General features: G+C 72.8%; 19 protein-coding genes. 8 read left to right on the top strand and 11 right to left on the bottom strand.

Going from position 1 to position 23,354, the window contains the following annotated elements; translation table 11 throughout:
- Positions 1-93 precede the first annotated feature (93 nt).
- The 7 genes from ACIRQ7_RS22895 to ACIRQ7_RS22865 form a co-directional block, all read right to left on the bottom strand.
- Positions 94-1,473 (bottom strand): MFS transporter, encoded by a 1,380-nt coding sequence (locus ACIRQ7_RS22895; protein WP_404264681.1) that lies wholly within the window; start codon positions 1,471-1,473, stop codon positions 94-96.
- A 184-nt stretch (positions 1,474-1,657) separates the two neighbouring features.
- A complete protein-coding gene (locus ACIRQ7_RS22890; protein WP_404264680.1) occupies positions 1,658-2,740 on the bottom strand; it encodes a Zn-dependent alcohol dehydrogenase in 1,083 nt (360 codons plus the stop codon).
- Between the two features lie 138 nt (positions 2,741-2,878).
- Positions 2,879-4,273: an aldehyde dehydrogenase family protein gene (locus ACIRQ7_RS22885; RefSeq protein ID WP_404264679.1), complete on the bottom strand. Its 1,395-nt coding sequence runs from the start codon at positions 4,271-4,273 to the stop codon at positions 2,879-2,881.
- A gap of 106 nt (positions 4,274-4,379) precedes the next feature.
- Positions 4,380-5,699, bottom strand: coding sequence for an MFS transporter (locus ACIRQ7_RS22880; protein WP_404264678.1), 1,320 nt, complete (start codon positions 5,697-5,699; stop codon positions 4,380-4,382).
- Positions 5,700-5,820: 121 nt separating this feature from the next.
- On the bottom strand, positions 5,821-7,308 hold the full coding sequence (locus tag ACIRQ7_RS22875) for a CitMHS family transporter (RefSeq protein ID WP_404264677.1): 1,488 nt from the start codon (positions 7,306-7,308) through the stop codon (positions 5,821-5,823).
- Positions 7,309-7,488: 180 nt separating this feature from the next.
- A complete protein-coding gene (locus ACIRQ7_RS22870; RefSeq protein ID WP_404264676.1) occupies positions 7,489-9,798 on the bottom strand; it encodes a molybdopterin-dependent oxidoreductase in 2,310 nt (769 codons plus the stop codon).
- 150 nt (positions 9,799-9,948) lie between these two features.
- Entirely contained in the window at positions 9,949-10,599 is a 651-nt protein-coding gene (locus tag ACIRQ7_RS22865) for a TetR family transcriptional regulator (protein ID WP_404264675.1), read from the bottom strand.
- A 227-nt stretch (positions 10,600-10,826) separates the two neighbouring features.
- Between ACIRQ7_RS22865 and hmgA the strand changes: the two genes are divergently transcribed.
- Together hmgA and ACIRQ7_RS22855 are read left to right on the top strand one after the other, a co-directional pair.
- Positions 10,827-12,161, top strand: coding sequence for a homogentisate 1,2-dioxygenase (hmgA, locus tag ACIRQ7_RS22860; RefSeq protein ID WP_404264674.1), 1,335 nt, complete (start codon positions 10,827-10,829; stop codon positions 12,159-12,161).
- A 16-nt stretch (positions 12,162-12,177) separates the two neighbouring features.
- A complete protein-coding gene (locus ACIRQ7_RS22855) occupies positions 12,178-12,927 on the top strand; it encodes a GntR family transcriptional regulator (protein ID WP_401473713.1) in 750 nt (249 codons plus the stop codon).
- Positions 12,928-12,964: 37 nt separating this feature from the next.
- Here the strand turns inward: ACIRQ7_RS22855 and ACIRQ7_RS22850 are convergent, their stop codons facing one another.
- Positions 12,965-14,356 carry an MFS transporter gene (locus tag ACIRQ7_RS22850; protein ID WP_404264673.1) on the bottom strand — a complete coding sequence of 464 codons (1,392 nt, stop codon included), beginning with the start codon at positions 14,354-14,356 and terminating at the stop codon, positions 12,965-12,967.
- A gap of 219 nt (positions 14,357-14,575) precedes the next feature.
- Between ACIRQ7_RS22850 and ACIRQ7_RS22845 the strand changes: the two genes are divergently transcribed.
- The gene (locus ACIRQ7_RS22845; protein WP_404264672.1) at positions 14,576-15,811 is read left to right on the top strand and encodes a type ISP restriction/modification enzyme; all 1,236 of its coding nucleotides are present in this window, start codon (positions 14,576-14,578) and stop codon (positions 15,809-15,811) included.
- Positions 15,812-16,078: 267 nt separating this feature from the next.
- Here ACIRQ7_RS22845 and ACIRQ7_RS22840 read toward each other — a convergent pair whose 3' ends face one another.
- The 3 genes from ACIRQ7_RS22840 to ACIRQ7_RS22830 all read right to left on the bottom strand — a co-directional run bounded on the left by ACIRQ7_RS22840 (position 16,079) and on the right by ACIRQ7_RS22830 (position 18,300).
- Positions 16,079-16,342, bottom strand: a complete 264-nt coding sequence (locus ACIRQ7_RS22840; RefSeq protein ID WP_401473721.1) for a hypothetical protein — start codon at positions 16,340-16,342, stop codon at positions 16,079-16,081.
- A gap of 236 nt (positions 16,343-16,578) precedes the next feature.
- The gene (locus ACIRQ7_RS22835) at positions 16,579-17,385 is read right to left on the bottom strand and encodes an SGNH/GDSL hydrolase family protein (protein WP_404264671.1); all 807 of its coding nucleotides are present in this window, start codon (positions 17,383-17,385) and stop codon (positions 16,579-16,581) included.
- A 180-nt stretch (positions 17,386-17,565) separates the two neighbouring features.
- Complete coding sequence (locus ACIRQ7_RS22830) at positions 17,566-18,300, bottom strand: YoaK family protein (protein WP_404264670.1); 735 nt, start codon at positions 18,298-18,300, stop codon at positions 17,566-17,568.
- Between the two features lie 313 nt (positions 18,301-18,613).
- Between ACIRQ7_RS22830 and ACIRQ7_RS22825 the strand changes: the two genes are divergently transcribed.
- The 5 genes from ACIRQ7_RS22825 (at position 18,614) to ACIRQ7_RS22805 (ending at position 23,336) form a co-directional block, all read left to right on the top strand.
- Positions 18,614-18,946: a hypothetical protein gene (locus ACIRQ7_RS22825; RefSeq protein ID WP_401473730.1), complete on the top strand. Its 333-nt coding sequence runs from the start codon at positions 18,614-18,616 to the stop codon at positions 18,944-18,946.
- Position 18,947: 1 nt separating this feature from the next.
- Complete coding sequence (locus ACIRQ7_RS22820) at positions 18,948-20,042, top strand: GNAT family N-acetyltransferase (protein WP_404264669.1); 1,095 nt, start codon at positions 18,948-18,950, stop codon at positions 20,040-20,042.
- Positions 20,043-20,515: 473 nt separating this feature from the next.
- Entirely contained in the window at positions 20,516-21,331 is an 816-nt protein-coding gene (locus ACIRQ7_RS22815; RefSeq protein ID WP_404264668.1) for a glycosyltransferase family 2 protein, read from the top strand.
- Positions 21,328-22,524: a glycosyltransferase family 2 protein gene (locus ACIRQ7_RS22810; RefSeq protein ID WP_404264667.1), complete on the top strand. Its 1,197-nt coding sequence runs from the start codon at positions 21,328-21,330 to the stop codon at positions 22,522-22,524. The genes ACIRQ7_RS22815 and ACIRQ7_RS22810 overlap by 4 nt, the downstream gene beginning before the upstream one ends.
- A complete protein-coding gene (locus tag ACIRQ7_RS22805; protein WP_404264666.1) occupies positions 22,521-23,336 on the top strand; it encodes a polysaccharide deacetylase family protein in 816 nt (271 codons plus the stop codon). The genes ACIRQ7_RS22810 and ACIRQ7_RS22805 overlap by 4 nt, the downstream gene beginning before the upstream one ends.
- Positions 23,337-23,354: the final 18 nt, after the last annotated feature.

Raw genomic sequence — 23,354 nt, 5'->3', positions numbered from 1 at the left:
GGTGGGCGCTCGCCCGGCGGCGGTCCGTCCCGGCACCGGGTGGTACCGGGACGGACCAGCCGTCGCGCGGCAGACGGGACGTGGCGGGCACCCCTAACGGCCCTCCGGCGCCTCCTTCACCGTGGCCCGGGGCGCCGCCCCTTCCGCCACTGCCGCCCGGCGGGCCAGCAACCGGATGGAGACCAGGGCGATCACGGACAGCCCGACGATGTAGGCCGACACCGACATCGAGGTGCCGGTCGCCTCCAGCAGCAGGACCATGACGAAGGGGGCGAGGCCACCGCCCAGGATGGCGCTGATCTGGTAGCCGAGCGAGGCGCCCGTGTAGCGCATCTCGGGGGTGAACAGCTCGGCGAACAGGGCGGCCTGCGGGCCGTACATGATGCTCAGGAAGCAGCTGCCGATGAAGGTGCCGACCGCCATCCACACCAGCGAGGCGGTGTCGATGAGCAGGAACATCGGGACCGCCCAGATCAGCAGCCCGACGGCGCCCGCGGCGTAGACCCGGAGCCTCCCGAAGCGGTCGGAGAGGGCGGCGGCGGCCGGAATCAGGGCGAGCTGGGTGAGGCTGACCAGCAGCGTGACGGTCAGCACGGCGGTGCGCTGCATGTGCAGTTCGCGGGTGGAGTAGTCCAGGACGCCGGTGACCAGGATGTAGAAGGTGGCGGTGTTCACCGCGAACGAGCCGCCGGCCAGCAACACCGTGCCCAGGTGGTGGCGCAGGATCATCCGCAACGGCGAGCGCTGCTCCCGGCCCGCCTTCTCCACCGCGGACAACTCGCTCTCGGCGGCCCGGAATTCGGGGGTCTCCTCCACCCGGGTGTGGATGTAGCGGGCCAGGATGAGGACAAGGACGCCGACGAAGAACGGGATCCGCCAGCCCCAGGTGCCGAAGGTCCGCTCATCGGTGACCGCACCGGCCACCAGGAAGACCGAGTTGGCGGTCACCACGCCGATGGGGACGCCGAGCTGGACGAGCGAGCCGTACAGTCCGCGCTTGCCCTCGGGCGCGTATTCGGTGGCCATCAGCATCGCGCCGCCCCATTGCGCGCCGACCGCGACGCCCTGCAGCACCCGCAGGACGACCAGCAGGACGGGGGCGGCGATCCCGATGGAGTCGTAGGAGGGCAGCAGGCCGATGCCGGTGGTGGCCAGCCCCATCACGGTCAGCGCGAGCACCAGCATCGGCTTGCGGCCGCGCCGGTCGCCGAGATGCCCGGCGATCACGCCGCCGATGGGGCGGGCGAGGAAGCCGACGGCGAAGGTCGCGAAGGAGGCCAGCACGCCGGCGGCCTCGCTGCCCGAGGGGAAGAAGGAGTCACCGAGCACGAGGGCCGCGGCGATACCGAAGACGAAGTAGTCGTACCACTCGACGGCGGAGGCGAGCGCCGCGGCCGTGGCGACCTTGCGGCGGTTGCGGGTGGAGGGCGGTGCGCTGCTGCGGTCCGGTGACGCGGAGGGGGCCGTGTCCATGCGTGCACACTCCGGTGGGTGCGGGGAAGGATGGGGGGCGGCGCCGTGATGTCGGGTGACCGTACCGACCGGCCGGTACGCCGTCAACGGCCCGCGCAGCCTCAGTTTTTTACCGGCCCTTGGGGCGGGCCGCCGGCCTGGTCTCCCCCGGCCCGCCCAGGCCTCCGCGCTCCCCGCGCCGCCCTCAGAAGACGATCAGCGCACGCCCGCCCTTGCCCGCCACCATCGCGTCGAAGGCGTCCGGGATGCCGTCCAGACCGATCCGCTCGGTGACCAGCGCGGAGAGGTCGAGCGCGCCCGAGCGCACATGGCCGGCGATGATCGGGAGGTCGCGCGCGGGATCGCTGTTGCCGTAGACGCAGCCGGAGAGCGTCCGCCCGAAGTAGAAGATCTCCAGGGCGGAGAACGTCACCTTCTGGTCCTGGCCGCCGATCCCCACGACCGTGGTGCGCCCGCCGCGCCGGGTGGCGGACCAGGCCGTACGGATCGTGTCCGCGCGGCCCACGCACTCCACGGCGGCGTCGGCGCCATGGCCGCCGGTCAGCTTGCGGATCCGCTTGGCGGTGTCGTCCCCGGCGAGAACGAATTCGGTGGCACCGGCCGAGCGGGCCAGCTCCTCCTTCTCCGGCGAGACATCGACCGCCACGATCGTGCCCGCCCCCGCGATCCGTGCGGCCTGGAGCGTGGCCAGGCCGACGCCGCCGACGCCGAAGACCGCGACGGACTCACCCGGCCGCACCTGCGCGCTGTGGTGCACCGCACCCCAGCCCGTGAGCACCGCACAGCCGAGCAGCGCCCCGTCGGTGAGCGGCACCCCTTCCGGCAGGGGCAGCGCGGCATGCGCCGGGACGACGGTCTCCTCGGCGAAGGCGGCGGTGCCCAGACCCGGGTAGAGGTCACTGCCATCGGCGGCGAGGGTGGCGTACGACGTGTGCGCCGCGAGGCCGGAGTTGGCGCACAGCCAGGGCTCCGCCAATCCGCAGAAGTGGCAACTTCCGCAGGAAGGCGCCCAGTTGAGGACGACCTGGTCACCCGGGGCCGGCGAGGTCACGTCCGGTCCGACGGCGGTGACGGTGCCAGCGCCTTCGTGGCCGAGGACGGCGGGGGCCGGCTGGCGCAGGGTGCCGTTGGACAGCGACAGGTCGGAATGACAGACGCCGGCGGCCGCGAGCCGGATCCGGACCTGGCCGGGGCCCGGTTCCGGCAGATCGATCTCGGTGACCTGGAGCGGGGCGTTGACGGCGGGCAGTACGGCGGCGCGAACCACAGGATCTCCTCGGTGCGGAGGGCGGAGGGCGGAGAGGAACGAGAGGGGAAGGCTCCGGGGCGGGGCGGGTGAGCGGCGGGCGGAGGGGCGGGGCGGGTGAGCGGCGGGCGGACCGCGCGCCCACCGCCCGGCCCGCGGTCAGAACTGCAGCGACTTCGTCTGCAGATATTCGGTGAGACCGTGCGGGCCCAGCTCGCGCCCGACCCCGGACTGCTTGTAACCGCCGAACGGGGCAAGGGGGTTGAAGCGGCCGCCGTTGATGTCGACCTGCCCGGTGTCGAGGCGGCGGGCGAAGGCGACCGCCTCCGCGTCGTCGCCCGCCCAGACGGCGCCGGCGAGTCCGTAGGCGGTGCCGTTGGCGATCCGGGCGGCGTCCTCCTCGTCCTCGTAGCGCAGGATCGACAGCACCGGGCCGAAGATCTCCTCCTGGGCGATGGTCATCTCGGGGGTGACGTCCGCGAAGACGGTCGGGGTGACGTAGTACCCGGTGTCGAGGGGCGCCTGCGGGCCGCCCGCCACCAGCTTCGCGCCCTGGGCGATGCCCTGCTCGATATAGCCGCGCACCCGTTCCTGCTGCTTGGCGTTGACCAGCGGGCCGACCCGCTCGCCGGGGACGTACTTGGCGACGGCGGTGGCGGCGAGTTCGACGGCCTCGGCGTACCGGTCCGTGTGGACCAGCATCCGGGTCCAGGCGCTGCACGTCTGGCCGGAGTTGGACATGACGTTGGCGACGCCGACGCCGACCGCCTTGGCGAGGTCGGCGCCGGGCAGGATGACGTTGGCGGACTTGCCGCCCAGCTCCAGTGCGACCCGCTTGACCGCGGCACCGGCGAGGGCGCCGATCTTCCTGCCGACGGCCGTCGAGCCGGTGAAGGACACCAGATCGACCCCGTCGTGCTCGGCGAGCGCCTGGCCGGCGACCGGGCCGAGGCCGGTGACGAGGTTGAAGACCCCGGCCGGGATCCCGGCCGCGTCGACGCACTCGGCGAACAGCTGGGCGACCAGCGGGGTGTCCTCGGCGGGCTTGAGCACGACGGTGCAGCCCGCCGCGAGGGCCGGGGCGACCTTGGCGACGACCTGGTGCAGCGGGTAGTTCCAGGGGGTGATCGCGCCCACCACACCGACCGGTTCGAGCAGCACGGTGGAGTTGCCGATCTTTTCCTCGAAGGCGTGGGAGCGGGCCAGTTCGGCGTACGAGCCGCAGACCGCCACCGGCACACCGGCGTGCACCATCCGGCTGAACTCGACGGGTGAGCCCAGCTCGGCGGTGACGGTCTGCGCGATCTCCTCGGCGCGGTCCGCGAGCTGGTCGCGCAGCGCGCTCAGCCGGTCGGCGCGCTCGCCGGGCGGGGTGGCGGCCCAGGCCGGCAGGGCGGCGCGGGCGGCCCGTACGGCGGCGTCCACGTCCTGCGCCGACCCGGCCGGGACGGCGCCGATGATCCGCCCGTCGGCCGGGTTGACGACGTCGATCGTGCCGGTGCCCGCCGCGGGCCGCCAGCTTCCGTCGATGTACATCGCGTCGTGCTGCTTCACGTCGTGGTCCTCCCGGGCTGCTGGTGGTCGTCCGCCCCCTAAACTAGCGTCGGTAGTTTTCCGGCGCCAGGGACCTCGGCGCCTCCCACCGCCGGGCGCCTCTTCCCTACTGCTCCCCCGGGCGGCCCGCCCCCGACCCCGTACGCCGCTCGTCCTGCCCCGTCTGCCGGACACCGTCCCCCGCCGCCTCCGCCGGCGGCGTCCCGGGCCCGCCGGACCGGGCGGGCGCCGCGCCGCGCCCGGGCTTCCCGCCCCGCGCCGCCGTGCCCGCGGACGCCAGGAGGAGCACGCCGAGCATGACGAACGGCGCGGCGGTCCCCGCGACACCGGCGAGCAGACCGGCCGCGGCCGGGGCGGCGACCTGGCCCAGGCGGTTGCCGGTGAGCCGGAGGGCGAGGGCGGTGCTGCGGGCCCGGTCGGGGGCGGCCTGCACCACCGTCGTCATCGACAGCGGCTGGCCGACACCGAGACAGAAGCCCAGCCCGGTGAGCATCAGCGCCAGCGCCCAGACCGGCGCGGGCAGCACCATGGCACCGCACAGCAGACCGGCCAGCGCACAGCTGCCGACCATCAGCGCGGTACGGCCCAGCCACCGGATCATCGGCGTCATCACGACCCGGCAGGCGATGGTGGCGGCGGCCCGCAGACTCAGCAGCAGGCCGATGGTGGTGGGGGCGATGTGCCGGTCCTCGCCGATGACCGGGAGGTAGGCGGTGAGGATGTCGGTCGCGGACAGCACCGCCAGGCTCATGAAGATCCCGGCCGGTACGCCGCGGGTGCGCAGAATGCCGCGTACCGGAACGGGCGGCCCGGCGGCGCGGCCCGTACCGCCCTCGGTGGCTCCGGCGCGCTGCTCCAGCCGCCAGAGCGAGAGGTACGCGACGGCGGCGACGGCGCCGGAGACGAGCAGCGCGGTGGCGCTGGTCCGGGCCATCGCGCCGTCGTGCCCGGAGATGACCAGTCCGGCGGCGACCGGACCGACCAGCTGCCCGAGGGAGGCACCGATGGTGAAGTGGCCGAAGTTGCGGTCCCGGTCCTCGGGGGCGCTGCGGCGGGCCACGATCGACTGGGCGCCGATGACGAAGCAGAGGTGCCCCAGGCCCATCACCCCGCTCCAGGCGGCCATCGTGGGCAGCGATCCGGCGAGGCCGCTGAGCGCGCAGCCGCCGCTGATCAGGGCGACGCCGACGACGAGCAGCGGTGCGCAGCGGCCGTGGTCGGTGCGGCGGCCGAGCGGGACGGCGACGAGCAGCGGCAGCAGCGCGTAGACGGCGGTGATGACGCCGATGGCGCGTTCGTCGGCACCCAGCGCGAGGGCCCGGTAGGAGACGGCCGGTCTGGCCATGCTCACCGCTCCCTGGGCGAAGGAGAAGGTGATGACCAGACGCAGCAGCCAGCTCCTGCCGGGCCTCGCGGGTGCCGTCACGGTGCGATGTTCCGTTCCGCTCGTCGGGGAGGGGCAGGGCGGGCCTGCCGGTGCGGGCCAGGGCCTGCCGTGTGGATCACGCCGGGCTCGCGGGGTCCGGCGTGATCCAAAGCGACAGACCCTAGATGATGCCGAAGAGCAGGCCGGCGCAGAGGATCACCAGGGAGGTCAGGGCGGCCCACTTGATGGTGAATTTGGTGTGGTCGCCGAATTCGACCTTGGCCATCCCGATCAGGACGAAGACGGCGGGGACCAGCGGGCTGGACATGTGCAGCGGCTGTCCGACGAGCGAGGCGCGGGCGATCTCGATGGGCGCGACGCCGTGCGCGGCGCCGGCCTCGGCGAGGATCGGCACGATGCCGAAATAGAAGCCGTCGTTGGACATCAGGTAGGTGAGCGGGATGCTCAGGATGCCGGTGACGATGCCCATGTGCGGGCCCATCGCGTCCGGGATGCCGTTGACCAGCCAGTGAGCCATGTGCTCGACCATGCCGGTGCCGGTGAGCACGCCGGTGAAGACGGCCGCGGCGAAGACCATGCCGGAGACGTTGAGCACGTTTTCCGCGTGCGCGGCGATCCGGGCCTTCTGGTCCTTCATCTGCGGGAAGTTGACCGTGAGCGCGATGGCGGCGCCGATGAGGAAGAGCACCGGGATCGGCATCGTCTGCATGATCAGCAGGGTGAGCAGTGCCAGCGTCAACGCGGCGTTGAACCAGTAGAGCTTGGGGCGCAGCGTGGCGCGCCGCGGGTCGAGGCCCTGGAAGCCGTCGGCCGCACCATCCCCGGACTCCGCGCCCGAACCGGTGGCCGGTGCGCCGTCCGCGGCACCGTCACCCGAGCCGCCGGCCGCCGCGGCCTTGCGGAACATCCGGCCGAACGCCTTGCCGCCGCCGTTCGCCCCGGCCCCGACCAGCACCTGCTCGGTCTCCCGCACGCCGTCCGCGGCGGCGCCCGCCTCGGTGTCCTTCTCCTCCACCACGTCGCCGAACGTGAGCACGCCGAGCCGCTTGCGCTCGCGCAGTCCCAGGACGTAGGCGAGGAGGAGGACCGCGACCATGCCGACGGCCAGCGCCGGGATCATCGGGACGAAGACCTCGCCCGCGTCGAGCTTGAGCGCGGTGGCGACACGTGCGGTGGGACCGCCCCAGGGCAGGGTGTTCATCACGCCGTTGGCGGTGGCGGCGACACCGGTCATGACCACCAGGCTCATCTTCAGCCTGCGGTAGAGCGGGTACATCGCGGAGACCGTGATCATGAAGGTGGTCGAGCCGTCGCCGTCGAGCGAGACGATCGCGGCGAGTACGGCGGTGCCGACGACGATCCGCATCGGGTCGGCCTTGCAGAACCGCAGGATGCCGCGGACGATCGGGTCGAAGAGCCCGACGTCGATCATCACCCCGAAGTAGATGATGGCGAACATCAGCATCGCCGCCGTGGGGGCCAGATCACCGATGCCCTTGATGACGTAGTCACCGAGCTGCGCGCCCTGGCCGACCAGAACGCAGAACAGCGCCGGGATGAGCACGAGCGCTGCCATCGGCGACATCTTCTTCATCATGATCAGCACCAGGAAGGTGGCGATCATGACAAATCCAAGGATTGTCAGCATTGGGGTACCTCACGTTCGCCCTTGAACACCCACCGGGGATGGCGGTCGTGGTGACGTTAGGTGCCGCAAACTTTCGTTAACAAGGTCTTGACGCGCGAGCAATACGAGCAAAACACCTGGTCATGGAACCGATCGCGGATCCGCCCCGCGCGCGGCCCCCAAAGGGGGACGAACGGCGGCTCAGGCGGGCGCCGCCGGTCGTGCCGCCGGCGCCTCGGACGCCGGTGCGAGCCGGACCGGCAGGGCGTTGAGGACCGCGGTCCCCGAGAGGACGTCGAGCCGGGTCCCGTCGTGGAGCTGGTTGACGTTCGCGCCGGGGTCGGCGGCGGCCACCGCCATCCGCGTGCCCGGCCGGTCGTGGCCCCAGCCGTGCGGCATGCTCACGACTCCGGGGCGCACCGTGTCGGTGATCTCCACCGGCACCTCGCCGCCGTCCCCCGCCAGCAGGGCAAGGCCGCCGTCGGTCAGCCCCAGCCGCGCGGCGTCGTCGGGGTGCACCTGGACCGTGCAGCGGTTGCTGCCGCCGGTCAGGGCGGGGACGTTGTGCATCCAGCTGTTGTTGGACCGCAGATGGCGGCGCCCGACGAGCAGCAGGCCGCCGGGGCGGGCGGAGAGGCCGGCGCGCAGCCGGGCCGCCTCCGCCACGAGCGGCTCCGGGCACAGTTCGACGGCGCCGCTGCGGGTCCGCAGCACTCCGGGCACCCGGGGTGTGAGCGGGCCGAGGTCGATGCCGTGCGGGTGCTCCAGCAGTCGGGCCAGGGTCAGCCCGCCGGGTTCGGCGCCGAAGCCGTCGCCGTACGGGCCGAGCCGCAGCATCATGTCCAGCCGCCGTTCGGCGCCGGTCCGTCCGGTCAACTCCCGTGCGAGGTCGGCCGGATGGCGTCCGTGGACCGGGGAGTGCGGGTCGCCGGCGGCCTTGCCGAGCGCGGTGTCGATCACCATCGCGTCGACCAGCGCGGGATCGGCGCCGTCCTGGCCGCCGGCGCACAGGATCAGCCGCGCGTGGATCTCGCACTCGTCGGGCCGCCCGTCGGCGAGCGGCAGCACCGGCCGGGTGTAGCGGACCTGGTTGCGGACGGCGAGGGCGTTGAAGGCGAAGTCGTGGTGCGCGCTGCGGGAGGGCGGGGGCGGCGGCAGCACGACATCGGCGTGCCGGGAGGTCTCGTTGAGGTAGGGGTCGACGCTGACCATGAAGACGTCCGCCAGCGCCCGGTCGAGCCGCGCGCCGTCGGGTGCGGACAGCACGGGGTTGGCGGCGATGGCGAGGACCGCCCGGACCGGCCCGGCCGGTGCACCGGGGTGGCCCGGCCCCTGCCCCGGGGTGTCGATCTCTTCGGCCAGGGCGGCCAGCGGCAGTTCGGACTTGGCCTCCGGGTGGCCGCTGACGCGGCTGTGCCAGCGGCCGAGCGCGAACCCCCGGCCGGGCTTCGGCGGCCGGGGCGCGGCGCCGGTCGCCGACAGCGGGAACATGATCCCGCCGGGCCGGTCGAAGTTGCCCGTCAGGATGTTCAGCACATCGACCAGCCAGCTGGTGAGGGTCCCGAACTCGACGGTGCTGGAGCCGACCCGTCCGTATACGGCGGCCCGGCCGGCGGCCGCCAGTTCGCGGGCGAGGCCGCGGATCTCCTCGGCCGGCACCTCGCAGGCGGACGCCACCGCCTCCGGGGCGAAGTCCGCCGCCAGCCGCTCGACCTCGGCGACCCCGCTGATCCGCCCGGCGGGCTCACCCGGGTCCACCAGGCCCTCGTCGAAGAGCACCCGCACCATCGCGAAGAGCAGCAGCGCGTCCGTTCCGGGCCGGATCGCCAGATGACGGTCGGCGATCCGGGCGGTGCGGGTGCGCCGGGGGTCGATCACGGTCAGCCGCCCGCCGCGCCGCCGCAGCGCCCGGAGCCGGCCGGGGAAGTCGGGCGCGGTGCACAGGCTCCCGTTGGAGTCCATCGGGTTGGCGCCGATCACCACGAGATGGTCCGTACGGTCCAGGTCGGGCACGGGGATGGCGAGCGGATCGCCGTAGAGGAGGCCGCTGGAGACGTGCTTGGGCATCTGGTCGACGGTGGAGGCGGTGTAGAAGTTGCGGGTGCGCAGGGTGCTCAGCAGTACCGGCGGATAGAGCGCGCCGGCGACGGTGTGCACATTGGGGTTGCCGAGCACCACGGCGACGGAGTCCGCGCCGTGCTCCTCGATCACCGGCCGCAGTCCCGCCTGTACGGCCGCGAACGCCTCGTCCCAGCTCGCTTCCCGCAGCCGCCCGTCGCGCCGTACCAGCGGCCGGGTCAGCCGGTCCGGGTCGGAGTCGAGCTGCCCGAACGACGCGCCCTTGGGGCAGAGGAAACCCTTGCTGAAGACATCGTCGCGATCGCCCCGGGCAGCGGTGATCCGCCCGCCGCCCTCGCCGTGCGGTCCGTCGGCCGCCGTCTCCTCGACGGTGACGCTCAGCCCGCACGTGGCCTCGCAGAGCGGGCAGATACGCAGGGCGGTTCGACTCATCGGTCCCTCCCGGGGACGGTGCCGGCAGCGGGGCCGCGCGTGGTGCGTGGCGCCCGGAACGACCATACCGACCGGTACGCATGGTGGAACCCCCTAGGCGGGAACTCGCCAGGGACGGCCGGTCCGACAGCCCGCGGGAAGCCCCCACCGTCACCCGTCGGGCGCCGCCCCGTCCAGGTAGCGCGCGAGATAGGCCCGCAGCAGTTCCTTGGTCTCGGCGACGATGGCCGGGTCGCCGGCCGGATCCGTCCGGAACGCGAGCTGGAGCAGCGCGTCGGCGGTCTCGACGCCGACCAGGAAAGCGGTGCGCAGCCGCTCGTCGGCGGCGTCCAGACCGAGCCGGGCGGCGAGCAGCCCGAGCAGCCGGTCGGCGACCTCGTAGTTGGCCTGCCGCGATTCCCGGGGGGCGGGAACGGTGAACTCCACCAGGCCGAAGCCCGGCACGGTCCGCTTCATGGCGAGGTATTCGTCGACGACCACATCCATCACGTGCCGCCATACGAGCGGTGCTTCCGGGGTGGTCAGACGGGCGGTGATGCGGGCGGCGTAGGCGTCGAGATTGCGCCGGGCCAGGGCGGCAGCGATGGCCCGCTTGTTGGGGAAGAAGCGGTAGACGGAGCCGATCGGGACCTCGGCCCGGTGGGCCACGGCGCGGGTGCTGAGGTCCTCGTATCCGGTCTCCTCCAGCAGTTCGGCGCAGGCGTCGAGGATGCGGGCGAGGCGTGCGGCGCTCCGCTGCTGAACGGGGACGCGGCGGAGCGGGTGGGGGTGCGGGGTGGACCGCGGGGTGGGCTGCTGCACCCGTCCATCCTGCCCGTCCCCCGGGCGGGCGTACCCGGCCGGACGGATACCGGGCGGGGCAGCGGTGCTCCGCCCGGCGGGAAACGGGCCGGTGGGCGCGGGCGGGGGAGGCCGGCGAAGGCACGGTACGCAACGATCCGGCCACGGCGGCCGGGAGTCCCCGTTGACGGACCTCCGCGGCAATCCTAAGGTCCTCCATAGGATTCCTTGAGCGGCGGGAGCGCGCGATGGCAGGTACGGGAAACGACCCGGCGGGGACGACAGCGGCCGCCCACCACGGCCCTCCCCTCTCCCCCGGCTTCGGCAACGAACACAGCTCCGAGGCCGTCCCCGGCGCGCTGCCGGTGGGCCGCAACTCCCCCCAGCTCGCACCGCTTGGCCTCTATGCCGAGCAGCTCAGCGGATCGGCGTTCACCGAACCGCGCCACCACAACCGGCGCTCCTGGCTCTACCGCATCCGCCCGTCCGCCGCGCACCCCCCGTTCGTCCGCGCCGAACAGCGCGCCCTGCGCTCGGCGCCGTTCACCGACTGCGTCCCCGACCCCAACCGGCTGCGCTGGAACCCCCTCCCGGATCCCGTCGGAGCGGTCGACTTCCTGGACGGACTGTGGACCCTGGGCGGCAACGGCGACGCCACCCAGCGCACCGGTATGGCCGTGCACCTCTACCACGCCACCTCCTCCATGGAGGGCCGGGTGTTCAGCGACGCCGACGGCGAACTGCTGATCGTCCCGGAGCACGGCCGGCTGCTGCTGCGCACCGAACTCGGCCTGCTGCAGGCCGATCCCGGGCATGTGGCGCTGATCCCGCGCGGGGTCCGGTTCCGCGTCGAGCTGCTGGACGCGAGCGCGCGCGGCTACGTCTGCGAGAACTACGGGCAGCCCTTCCAGCTCCCCGACCTCGGCCCGATCGGCGCCAACGGCCTGGCCAACGCCCGGGACTTCCTCGCCCCGGTCGCCGCCTACGAGGACGCCGAGGGCCCCTTCGAGGTCGTCAACAAGTTCTGCGGCAACCTCTGGACGGCGACCTACGACCACTCGCCGCTGGACGTCGTCGCCTGGCACGGCAACCACGTGCCCTACGTCTACGACCTGCACCGCTTCAACGTCATCGGGTCGATCAGCTACGACCACCCGGACCCGTCGATCTTCACCGTGCTGACCTCGCCGTCGGACACCCCGGGCCTGGCCGGCGTGGACTTCGTCGTCTTCGCGCCGCGCTGGCTGGTCGGCGAGGACACCTTCCGGCCGCCCTACTTCCACCGCAATGTGATGACCGAGTACATGGGCCTGATCGAGGGCGCGTACGACGCCAAAGCCGAAGGGTTCGTGCCCGGCGGCGGCTCACTGCACAACATGATGTCCGCGCACGGCCCCGACCGGGAGACCTTCGACCGGGCGAGCACCGCGGAGCTGAAGCCGCAGAAGATCGATGACGGCCTGGCCTTCATGTTCGAGACCCGCTGGCCGCTGACCCTGACCGAACAGGCCCGGGACGCCGGGCATCTGCAGCGCGGCTACGACGACGTATGGCAGGGTCTCCAGCGCCACTTCCGCCCGTGACACCGGGGACCGATCTGTGACCACCTTCGCTCCCGACTCGCTCGCCCTGAACCGCAAGCTGCCGCTCTGGTATCAGGTCTCGCAGTCGTTGCGCGCCTCCATACTCGGCCGCTCCCCCGACGCCCCGCTCCGGCTGCCCACCGAGGACGCGCTCGCCGCGCACTACGGCGTGAGTGTGCTGACCATGCGCCAGGCCCTCAAGGAACTGGAGACCGAGGGCCTGATCAGCAGGCACCGGCGGCGCGGCACCTTCATCGAGCCGAGCGCGCAGCGCGGTGCGCCGGTGCGGCTGCTGGGCTCGGTGGACGCGATCGTGGCCCAGCAGTCCGGGATGGACACCGAGCTGCTGGAGCACGGCCCGACAGCCGTCCCCACCGAACTGTCCGAATATTTCCCGGAGCTGACGGAGGTGGCCGGATTCCGCCGGCTGCGCAGCGACGAGAAGACCGGCGAGCCGACCAACCACGCGCGCAACTACGTACGGCCCGACGTCGCCGCCCGCATCGACCTGGCGGACCTGGCCCGCTGGCCGATGACGAAGGTGCTGCGGGACGCGGTGGGCGTACGGATCAGCCGGATCACCGACACCGTCGAGGCGCGGCTCGCGGACCCGGAGACCTCCCGGCTGCTCCAGGTCCCGCTGCTCAGCCCGATCCTGCACTACACCGGCATCACGTACGACGAGGACGGCCGGACGGTGGATGTGGCCCGCATCCATTACCGCGGCGACCGCTTCTCCTTCACGGTCACCCTGGACGCGCACTGACCGTCCGGCGGCAGCCGCCCCCGCGGGCGCGGCCCCGTCAGATCCGCTCCAGGCTCCGTCCCGTGGTGCGCGGCCCCAGCAGCGCCACGTCCAGACACAAAAGCACCATCAGCACCGCGGACCCGGTGAAGACCGCGGCGGCCCCGAGGTCGGTCAGCACACTCAGCGCGATGAACGGCAGCACGACCGAGGTCAGCCGGGACAGCGAGTAGGCGATGCCGATCGCGCTGCTGCGCAGGCCGGTCGGGAAGATCTCCGTCTGGTAGACGTGGAAGGCGTTGGAGAAGACATTGCTGCACACCGTCAGCGCGAAGCCGAACCCGACGATGACCCAGGTGGCCGAGGCGAAGCCGAAGGCCAGGCCGCAGCCGGCGATGCCGAGCGCCGAGGCGATGATCAGCGTCCGGCGCTCGATCCGGTCGATGAGCGGGATGGACAGCGCCGAGCCGATCGGATAGCCGCAGAAACTCAGTGCCGCGTACAGCAGCGACTCGGTGACCGTGTGCCCCTTCTCCGTCAGCACCACCGGCGCCAATGACCCGAAGCCGTAGTAGCCGACGGTCTGCAGGACCTGGAAGATCCACCACATCACGGTGCGCCGCCGGTAGTCGGCTCCGAACATGTCGCGCAGCGGCACCCTGCGTTCCGGGACGCCTTCCGCCTCGGGCACCGACGGCAGGGTCGTGCCGGTCTCGGCGGCGACCCGCGCCTCGATGCCGGTGACGATCCGCTCGGCCTCCGCACCGCGGCCGCGCACCGTCAGCCACCGGGGCGACTCGGGCAGCCTGCTGCGCATCAGCTGGAGGAAACCGGCGCCCAGCGCACCGGCCACCAGCAGCCAGCGCCAGCCGTCGATGCCCAGCAACTCGTGCGCGGCCACCAGCCGGGCGCCGAGCAGGGCGGCGACCGGGACACCGAGGAAGCCGAAGGTGTACGCGTAGGCGATGTACCGCCCGCGCACCGCACGCGGCAGGAACTCCGCGAGATAGGTGTCCACCAGGACGAGTTCGGCGCCGAGCCCGAGGCCGGACAGAAAGCGCAGCGCCAGCATCCACTCCAGGTTCGGCGCGAAGGCGGACAGCAGTGAGAAGAGCGAGTACGCGCCCAGGTTCACCATGAACATCCGGCGCCGGCCGAATCGGTCGGCGAGCACCGAGAGCACATTCGCGCCGACGAACATTCCGAGGAAGCCGGAGGCGATCACCCAGGACTTCGCGGTGTGCCCGAGGTGCCACTGGTCGGCGAGGACGGCGCCGAGCACCCCGCCGAGGAAGATCTCGTAGAGGTCGAAGAAGGCGCCGATCCCGACGATGAAGGTGAGGCGGCGGTGCCAGCGGGACGGCGGCAACCGGTCGAGCCGCGCGGCGGCCCGGACACCGTTGGAGGTCCCCCCGCGCCGTTCCGGCGTGGGGGAGGTGGTGTCCGTCATGGCGGTCCTTCCCTGAGCAGGTCCCGGCGTGCGCCGCGGACCACCGTCCGCGCGGGCCCGACGGGCGTACGGCGAGGACCGTACCGGCCAAGATCAGTTAGCGGAAGACCGCATTCGCACACCGCAACGGGGCAGCAGCATCCTGCCCGGACCCGGCGCGGCCCCCGCGCCCGCGGATACGATGCCGGGGTCAACGAAACGGTCCGGGAGGGGCTCCGCGTGACGGCGAAGCAGGACGCGCCACGGCTGTCCGATCTGCTGCCGTGGTCCGTGCCACCCCTACGGCTCGGCCGTTCCTGGGTGCGCGGCCCCGATCCGGCGCTGCTGCGCACCCGCTGGAACGCGCTGCTGAACGCCGCGGACCCGGACGCCCGCGAGCGGCTGTTCCGGCCGTCGCGAGCCCGCACCCTGCACTCCGCCGTCGGCCAACTGCCGGGGCAGGCCACCGCTACCGGACGGCTCTCGCGCGCGAGCGGCCCCTGCCCGGAGCCGGTGCGGATGCTGCACGGCCCGTTCGACCGCCAGTGGCTGCTGCCCGACCACCGGTTGATCGACGCGGCACGTCCGGAGCTGTGGCGGGTGGCGGACGACCGGCAGCTGTTCGCGGTCGAGCTGGCACAGGTGCCGCAGGTCCCCGGCCCCGCCGTGGTGTGCTCGGCGGTGCTCCCCGACGGCCGGTCACCGGCCGGTCGCCCCGGCCGCATCCATCCGCTCTACCGGCGCCCCGGCGGCATCGAGCCCAACCTCGCCCCGGGCCTGCGCGAGCTGCTCACCGACCGCCTGGGCCGCCCCGCCGACCCCGTCGACGTCCTCGCCTGGATCACCGCGAGCGCCGGCCACTCCCCCGACGGCGTCACGGTGCCGCTGACCGCCGATCCGGCGGTCTGGGACCTCGGCGTCGCGCTCGGCGCGCGGATGCTGTGGCTGCACACCCACGGCGCGCACAGCGGCGAGCGACCGCGGATGCCGGGCGGGCGCCGGCCGTATGTGCGCGCCGCGCTCCCCGTCCGCGGGCTGCCGGCGACGATCGGCTACGACCGCGAGGAGGAGGCGCTGCTGATCGGCGACGGCCGGATCTCGCCGGTGCCGGCGGGCGCCTGGGAGTTCCACGCGGGCGGTGTCCGCGTCCTGGAGGCGTGGTTCGCGCAGCGGACCGCGGCGCCCGCCCCGGACGCGGAGCCGGCCGAGGCCGCTTCGCTGGCGGCGCTGCGCGCCACCGCCTGGTCGCAGGAGTGGACGTCGGACCTGCTGGAGCTGATCACCGTACTGGCGCTGCTGGCCGAACTGCGGCCGCGGCGCGAGGAGTTGCGGCAGCGGACGGCGCAGGGCCCGCAGATCGGCACGGCCGGGCTGCGGGCGGCGGGCGTCCTTCCGGCGCCGCCCTCCGCCCGCCGCCCGGCGTCGGTGCTCGACCATCACGAGGAAGGCCCGGAGGGGCAGTTCGCCCTGCTGTGAGCCGACGAGGCCGCCGGCGGCCCGGATCGCCCCGTGCGTGGACACACGAAAAACCACCCGCCGCAGGGGGGCGGGTGGTGATTGCGGGGCGGGAGGCCGGATGCGGGTGGACGGGAGTGTCGAGCCGTGCGGTACCGAGGGCAGGACTCCTGCCCTCGGCGAACACACCGATGCACGTTCGGCAGCCGTGCCTGACGGGCGATCGGATCGCAGCACACTGCTGCGCCGGGACGGTGTGGTCGCCTGAGGTACCGCTTCAGCGGGATGTCAGCTGTGACCGCCGAACAGCGATCGCCGCAGCCTGCGCAGCGGCGCGAACAGCGACACCCTGGCGCCACGGCTCTTCCTCGTGCGTGCGTGATCACGAGCCGTGAGCTCCTGCATCAGCGACGTCGCACCCGCGGCCTCACGCTGCGGGACGGCAGGGCCGCCCAGCACCGCGAGATGGCGGTCCAGACGCGCGCTGGACGCGCTGCTTGTGCAGTTCATGGCAGGGACTCGCGCCCTGCTCCGCACTGTTATCTGTTCCATGACTCTCCCCACCCTACGAGGGCACCCGGCCCCGGGCAGGGTAACCCTATCTCTCTTGGAGGACACGTGTGCAGACCGGTCAACGGATTCACCTGCCTCGCCTTGATGTTGACGAACACCATACGGAACCTCGCGTACAGGGCTGCCAGCAGGGCGAGTTGACTGCCCGTCGGCCTGCGGTAACGCACGAGAAGGGCCCATTGCGCGGCCCTTCTCGACGACGGGTGAACGAAGGATCACGCAGCGGAGGCGAAGACGGGCAGATAGCCACCGGACTGCCCGGCGGCGGTGGGGTGGTAGGACTCGTCGATGGGCAGGGTGACGCTGTGCAGCCAGGGGGAGCCGGAGCACAGTTCATGTCCGGCGAAGGTCGCGTTGACATCGGCGAAGGCGAAGCCGTGGTCGGCCGCGCGCTTGGCGGTGACCGAGTTGATCTCGTCGGCGGCGCCGTTGATGGCGGTGCGTGACTTCTCCGAGAGGCCGGCCGAGCAGCTGCCGCCGATCTTGTAGAAGTGGGGGTAGCCCAGCACGACCACGCGCGCGGCCGGGGCCTTCTGGCCGATGGCGTCGTACACGCCGTCGAGCTGACCGGGCAGGGTGGTCCTGATGTAGTCGACGGCCTGGGCGACGCGGGACAGGCAGGCGCTCTCCGAGTTCAGCGCACAGGTCGTCATGGTGTCGGCGAAACCGGCGTCGTTGCCGCCGATGGTGATGCTCACGAGGCCGGTGGAGCTGTCGATCGGGGCGAGCTGGCCGTTGAGCACATCACCCGTACGAGCGCCGGAGCAGGCGGTCGACCGGTAGGACGAGGGTGCGTGCGCGGCGGCCCAGAGGGCCGGGTAGGCCTTGGTGCTGCGCTTGCAGGAGCCGCTGCCGCTGTCGTAGCTGCCGGCTCCGACACCCGCGGAGTAGGAGTCGCCGAGGGCGACATAGCCGGTGGCGGTGGGGCGTTCGGCGGAAGCGGCGGCGCTCGCGCCGGTGAGCGCGAGCGCCGTGGTGACGAAGAAGGCGGACGTCATGGCCGCGAATCGGGACAGTCTCATGGAACCTCCCTTAGCAGGATCTCTGCCTCATCCGTGGTAGCAGGACTCACCAGTAACCGGAAGTGTCCATGCCAAAACTGATCCAGAGTTCACGGCAAATCTTCTGATTCGTACGGATGTTCACCTTCATGTCATCGCTTCGGCGTCGATTGCCATGGGCACATGTGCGCGATCCGGCGGTCACCCGGCGGCGAGCTGACGGCGGACCAGGCGGGGCACGACGAGCCCGAGAGCGGCGACGGTCACCGCCACGAGCAGGAGCACCGGCGACGGGCGCAGTCCGGCGGCGAGCAGCCCCGCGCCGAGCAGACCCCCGGCCAGCATCGAGCCGACGGAGATCAGCCGGCGGCCCGCGGCGTGCGTGCCGTAGCCCATCCTGGTGTCGCGGCCCAGGCGCGATCCGCTCACCAGGGCCGTCATCGCCCGGGTCTCCACCGTCGTCGCGAGGTCGGGTGCGCCGACCCGCATCGCCGTCACGTTCCGCATGCCCATCGCCACCGCCATCAGGGCGATGACGGTGTAGCGCTGACTCTGCGGCAGCTCACCTGCCGACCCCCGTTCCCAGGCCGCCAGCCCGGCCCCCACCAGCAGCAACGCCTCCACCAGCAGCGCGAGCGGGAACCAGTGACGCCGGCGGGCCGCCACCGCCGACTCCAGCCTGCCGCCGAGCGCCGCGCCCACGGCGAACGCGCCGAGCGAGACCACCGTCGCCACCACCGGCAGCCCGCCCTGGCCCGCGACACCGAAGCCCAGGAAGAGGAGGTTGCCGGTCTGGGTGGCCGTGAAGATCTGCCCGAGCGCCAGGAAGCTGACGGCGTCCAGCACTCCGGTGGCGACGGTGAGACACGCCATCACCACGATCAGGGCGGCACCGCCCGGCGGCTCCGCGGACAGGGCAGGCTCCCTCGGACACATCCCCACAGTCTCCGCAAGACCGCCTCCGCGCCCCGTCATTGCGCCGTCTGTGGGCGCCCCGCCAGGGCCGGAATCCACTCCCCGCGGTCGGCGGATTTCCCGGTCACGCCCCGGTCCGCCTTGACGGACGTCCGAGCGCTGCGCGACATTGAGGCCCGGCATCCGGCGCTTATGGGGGGCAAAGCTGCCCATGCACATCAAGACCCTGAATTCCCGCGGAACTTGTCACGAATCACCACCGGGCCATGCGCCACCGGGCGAGGGCCCACCGGGCGACCGGCCACCGTGGGCGGCCGCTCCGCTCCTCGCGGGTGTGGCGTTCGGTATCGGCGTGATGGGGGCCGTCCTGGCGCTCGCCGATATCGCCTCACCGGTGCGCGCGCCCTTCACACTGTTCTTCCTCCTGGGGGCACCGGCCACCGCGATAGGCGCGGCACTGGGGCGGCTGGACCCGCTCGGGCGTGCCGTGGTCGCCGCCGCCGGCGCACTCGCCGTCGACCTGCTGGTGGCCCAGGTGATGCTCGCCCTGCACCTGTGGTCGGCGCGCGGCGGGGTGATCGCCGTCGCGGCGCTGAGCGGCACCGTGCTTCTGCTGACGGCCGTACTGCGCCGGGCGGGCCGCGGCGGCGAAGGACAGGTGGTCTGACATGGACTTCGAGGTATACCGGCCCGGCGAGCTGACCGGGGCCGACCGGGCGGCCTGGACCGCCCTGCAGCAGCAGGCGCGGACAGCGGGCGCGCCGCAGCTCGCGAACCCCTTCCTCTCCCCCGAATTCGCGCTGGCCGTCGGCCGGTGCCGTGGCGGGGTGCGGATGGCGGTGGTCCGGGAGGACGGCGCGCCGGCGGCGTTCCTGCCGTTCCAGCGGTCGCCGCTGGGCGTGGGGCGCGCGATCGGCCTGGGGGTCTCCGATGCACAGGGGATGGTCCACCGGCCCGGCTTCCTGTGGGACGCGCAGGAGCTGCTGGCGGGCTGCGGGCTGTCGGTGCTGGAGTTCGACCATCTGGTGGCGGACCAGAAGCCGTTCGACGGAGGGCTCTCCGGCCGCCACCCTTCGCCCGTGATCGACGTGGACCAGGGTTTCCCGGCGTATCTGGAGCGGCTGCGCGCGCAGTCGCCGAAGTTCACCCGGACCACCCTGGCCAAGGAGCGCAAGCTCGGCCGGGACGTGGGGCCGGTGCGCTACGTCCATGACGAGCGCGACCCGGCCGCGCTGCGCACCCTCATGGGCTGGAAGTCCGCGCAGTACCGCAGGACGGGCCGCAGCGACCGCTTCGCCCACCCCTGGATCGTCCGGCTCGTGCGGCAGCTCTTCCACACCCGCACGGATTCCTTCGCCGGGCTGCTGTCGGTGCTGTACGCGGGTGAGCGGCCGATCGCCGCGCACTTCGGGCTGCGTTCCGAGTCCGTGCTGGCGTGCTGGTTCCCCGCCTACGACCCGGAGTTCGCGAAGTACTCCCCCGGTCTGGTGCTCCATCTGCGGATGGCGGAGGCGGCGGCCGCGGCGTCGACGGCGTATCTCGATCTGGGGCGCGGCGAGAAGGACTACAAGGATTCCCTCAAGACCCGTGAACTCCTGGTGTCCGAGGGGTGGGTGATGCGCCCGCACCCCGTGGCACTGGGGCATCGGGCGCGGCGGGCCCCGGTGCGGGCGCTGCGCAATGCCGTGGTGGCCCGCCCGGAGCTGTTCGAGCCGGCGGACCGGCTGCTCAAGCGGGTGGGGCGCATCCGGTCGGGCCGCTGAACCGCGTCCTGTTCGTCACGGAACGCCCTGACTGTCAGGGCGTACGCCGGTGCGTCCGCACATGAGCGCGTACATCAGTGCGTACCGGCCAATAGCGCCAAAGAGCCCGAGACGTACGGGGACTTGCCTTAGAGTCCCGCTTATCAAATCCGTCGCACATCCACTCGCATCGGACGATCATCGCAAGACGGCTCAAGGGGAGAGCTCGGGCACCGCGATGACCGTCCGGCGCGAGGCGCGGTGGGGGGGTCCAGTGCGTCCGTTCCTCGCTTGCTGATCCGCTGCACACGCAGCTGATCGCGCTTGCCGGGGCCGGGAGCACAGCCGCGCGGCTGCACACTCATGCCGACTCAGCTCGCCCTGTTCCCATGGCAGTTCACGCTGCCGGGAGCGGGGCGTGACCCCCCTTTCACCGGATTCACAGGGGACCGCCCGGGGGTGGGCGGTCCACCGGACGAGAGGGAAACCACTCCATGAGCTCCTTCCTTCGCCCTGCCGACGCGGCCGAACCTCCGCTGACGCTGCCGCACGCCCAGGCCTCCTACCGGCCTGTTTCCTCGCACCTGGCCATCGCCCCGCCCGTCAGCGTCGTGATTCCGGCGATGAACGAAGCGGAGAACCTCCCGTACGTCTTCAAGACCCTGCCCGACTGGATTCACGAAGTGGTGCTGGTCGACGGGAATTCAACCGACGACACGGTCTCGGTGGCCCGCGAGCTGTGGCCGGACGTGACGGTGGTGACACAGCGAGGCAAGGGCAAGGGGGATGCTCTGATCAGCGGTTTCGCGGCCTGCACCGGCGACATCATCGTGATGATCGACGCGGACGGCTCGGCCGACGGCGGCGAGATCGTCAGCTATGTCTCGGCGCTGGTCTCCGGTGCCGACTTCGCCAAGGGCTCCCGCTTCGCCAACGGCGGCGGCACGGACGACATGACGCCGGTCCGCAAGCTCGGCAACCGCGTGCTGACCGCCATCGTCAATGCCAAGTTCGGTGCCCGCTATACCGACCTGTGCTACGGATACAACGCCTTCTGGCGGCACTGCCTGGAGGAAATCGCCCTGGACTGCGCCGGGTTCGAGGTCGAGACGCTGATGAACATCCGGGTGGTCAAGGCCGGGCTGCGGGTGCAGGAGATCCCCAGCCACGAGTACCACCGCATCCACGGCGTCAGCAATCTGCGGGCGGTGCGTGACGGGCTGCGGGTGGCGAAGGTGATCCTGCGCGAGCGGGGCTCCAGACGGAAGCGGGCCGCCCGGCCCACCCTGATCACCGGCGACGTGCGGTGAACGCACCGCACTCCGTCCCGGCGTCCGGCCCCGTCCCCGTGCCGCTGACCGTGTCCGTCGTCATCTGCGCCTATACCGCGGACCGTTGGGAGGACACCCTCGCCGCGGTGGCGTCGGTCCGCGGCACGGCCCAGTCGCATCCCGCGCACGAGGTGCTGCTCGTGGTCGACCACAACGACGGGCTGCTGGGCCGGCTCCGGGAGCATTTCGGGGGCGCGGACACCGGCGCGTACGCCTCCGGTCCCGGGGGCGCGCTCCCCGCGGCTGCGCCCACTCCGTTGCGGATCATGGCCAATTCCGGACCCCGCGGACTGTCCGCGGGGCGCAACACCGGCATCGCCGCGGCGCGCGGCGAGATCGTCGCCTTCCTCGACGACGACGCCGTGGCCGAACGCGACTGGCTGCGGCATTTCGCCGCCGGGTACGCGGACCCGGCGGTGATGGCGGTGGGCGGACGCACCGAACCGGCCTGGGACGCGGGCCGCCGGCCGGCGTGGTTCCCCGCCGAGTTCGACTGGGTGGTGGGCTGCACCTACCGGGGTCTGCCGCCGGGGAAGGTCCGGGTCCGCAATGTGCTGGGCGGCAACGCCTCCTTCCGCCGGTCGGTGTTCGCGCGCACCGGCGGCTTCGCCGACGGCATCGGCCGGGACGGCGACCGGCGGCCGCTGGGCTGCGAGGAGACCGAGCTGTGCATCCGGATCACCCACACCGTCCCGGGGGCGGTGCTGCTGATCGACGACCGGTCGGTCATCCACCACCGGGTACCGGCCGCCCGGCAGCGCTTCGGCTACTTCCGCAGCAGGACGTACGCCGAGGGCCTGTCGAAGGCGCTGGTGGCGCGGAGCGTCGGCGCGCGCGACGGGCTGGCGACGGAGCGGCGCTACACCACCCGGGTGCTGCCCGCGGGAGTGCTGCGCGGGCTGCGGGACGCGCTGCTGCTGCGGCCCGGCGGCGCGGGCCGGGCAGGCGCGATCGTGACCGGCGTGGCCGCCGCGGCGAGTGGCTATGTGCGGGGCACACTGCGGGCGCGCGGCAGGCGCACGGCGTTCGCGCCGGCGCCGGTGATCCGCGAGGCGGAGGCCGCTCGGGCGGACCCGGCTCCGGCGGCGGGCCCGGTTCCTTCGGCGGACGGTGTCCCCGGCCCGGAGGCGGGCCGGGGTCCGGTGGCGGAGCGCAAGGGGGTGGTGTCATGAGCGGCACGGGCAACGGCCGCCCCTGTACGGTGCCGATCCTGATGTACCACGCGGTCGGCGCATCGCCGGCGCCCGCGGCCTGGGCGCTCTCCGTGACACCGGACGCCTTCGCCGCGCAGCTGGAGGTGCTGGCTGCCGGCGGCTTCACCCCGCTCACCACCGCCGCGCTCGGCGCGGCCTGGCGCGACGGCCGCCCGCTGCCCGCCAAGCCGGTGCTGATCACCTTCGACGACGGCTACGAAGGCGTGCACCGGCACGCCCTGCCGGCCCTCGCCGCCCACGGCTTCGCGGCCACCGTCTTCGTCACGACCGGCTGGCTGCGCGGCCCGTACGACACCGGCGGCGCCCTGGACACCATGCTCGACTGGGACCAGGTGCGGCAGCTGTCGGCGGCCGGGGTGGAGATAGGCGGGCACAGCCACAGCCATCCGCAGCTGGACGCGCTCGGCGACGCACGGCTGCGGGACGAGGTGCTGCGCTGCCGTCAGCTCATCACCGAGGAGGTCGGCAGCGCACCGCAGTCGTTCGCCCATCCCTACGGCTACTCCAGCCGGCGGGTGCGGCAGACGGTGCGCGGTCTGGGCTTCCGGCAGGCACTCGCGGTGCGCAACACGCTCGCCGGCCGCCGCCAGGGGCCGTACGCGCTGGCGCGGCTGACGGTGCGGCGCGATACGGGCACCGAGGAGTTCGCCCGCCTCGTCGAGGGGCGCGGTCTCGGCCGCGCCTATGCCCGGGACCGGGTGCTGACGAAGGGGTACGCGGTGGTCCGCCGGTCCCGGCAGGCGGCCCGGCACTGTCTGCCCGGGGAGTGAGGGGACGGGGCGGGGCAG

The sequence above is a fragment of the Streptomyces sp. NPDC101393 genome (assembly GCF_044767385.1).
Classification (GTDB): domain Bacteria; phylum Actinomycetota; class Actinomycetes; order Streptomycetales; family Streptomycetaceae; genus Streptomyces.
The sequence above is the reverse complement of the archived record's forward strand: the minus strand, read 5'-3'. Positions and strand labels throughout refer to the sequence as shown.